The organism is Neisseria sp. P0009.S007 (assembly GCF_051962515.1).
Genome location: NZ_JBQCVF010000422.1, coordinates 1 through 1,183 on the forward strand (window position 1 = coordinate 1; position 1,183 = coordinate 1,183).

General features: G+C 42.9%; 3 protein-coding genes. 1 reads left to right on the forward strand and 2 read right to left on the reverse strand.

Annotated features, from left to right (window positions below):
• Positions 1–177 (forward strand): Smr/MutS family protein (locus ACTHS3_RS13770; RefSeq protein ID WP_440368226.1); only part of this gene is annotated, 177 nt, incomplete at its 5' end.
• A gap of 51 nt (positions 178–228) precedes the next feature.
• Here the strand turns inward: ACTHS3_RS13770 and ACTHS3_RS13775 are convergent.
• Both ACTHS3_RS13775 and ACTHS3_RS13780 read right to left on the reverse strand, forming a co-directional pair.
• Positions 229–717, reverse strand: coding sequence for a PilX family type IV pilin (locus tag ACTHS3_RS13775; protein WP_070608242.1), 489 nt, complete (start codon positions 715–717; stop codon positions 229–231).
• 4 nt (positions 718–721) lie between these two features.
• Positions 722–1,183: pilus assembly PilX family protein (locus tag ACTHS3_RS13780; RefSeq protein ID WP_440368225.1), on the reverse strand; the 462-nt coding region annotated here is incomplete at its 5' end.

Sequence of the window (1,183 nt, forward strand, 5' to 3'; positions counted from 1 at the left end):
GCATCAACCAGCGGCTTGGGTTCCGCAGGCTATAAACCGGTTTTAAAAAATATGACGCGCCGCTGGTTGATGCAGCATCCTGATGTGTTGGCTTATGTTGAGCCTCGACAAGGCAATGATGGCGCAGTCAGGATCTTGTTGAAACGCCAACGCCGAGACGATGATTGGAAACAGTAAAATAAAAAAGCAGTGTCGATAAAATGACACTGCTTTTTTATGTTTGTCAGATTAAGAAGATTTCTTTTTGGAAACCGATTCGCAACCTTTGCCATTGGTCATTGTAGTTTTGGAATCTTTGGCAGAGTCAATATCAGTGCATTTGTAAGCATTGCCTAAACTATCCATCCAAACGGAAAGGGTATAGCCTGTTTTGATGGGAATGGCTTTCAAACGATAGGCTCGGCTTGTACTGGTATCAATCATTTCGGCAGAGTATTTATATTTGTCTGCCAAATCTTTATGGCCTTTGTATGAGGAAATAAAGTTATCCAACTGAGTTTTAATCTCATCAGTTTTCCACTTTGGATTTTTAACCATCTGGTTTTTAAAAGCAGAATTGATGGCGACTAACTCGGCATGCGCTTGTGATTGGTAGCCGCGTTCAATGTAGCGGTTGTAAGACGGAATGGCAATGACACTCAGGATGGCTAAGATGGCGACGGCAATAATCATCTCAACCAGCGTAAAGCCTAGTTGTTTGGTAGAGGTTTTATTCATTATATTATTCGCTGGCAACGTAAGATTGAAGAACGACTTGGGTATTGGCATTCTTACCCCATGCTTTGGCAGTAACGCGGTAGGTAATTCGACCCTCAGTAGATTTGCCTAAATATTCGATGATGTAGCGTGGATTATTTACGATGCCGCTTTTTTTATCTAAAGGATATTCCGTACCATTGGTGTCAATACACAGGTTTTTGTCGCATTTGCGCTTCCAAGCATCTACGGTTGGGTTGCCTTCTTCAGTAAAATCGCCATTGGATTTGACGTTTGGCGTGGAACATAAACCTTTTTCACATTTTGCGGTAAAAGTAGTTTTTTTACCTTCAATATCAAAAATTTGATTTTCACCTTCACGCAGTGCCGCTTCGGCGAGGGTGGTTGCCAGTTTGCGGTCGGCATCATTGGTGCTGATACGCTGTTCAGTCTTGTAGGACTGGGTAGCTGTGACCACGAGCAGGGC

What these genes read in the sequence shown, in the direction of transcription:
- ACTHS3_RS13775 (WP_070608242.1), bottom strand. Translation starts at nt 717, where the DNA reads ATGAATAAAACCTCTACCAAACAACTAGGCTTTACGCTGGTTGAGATG.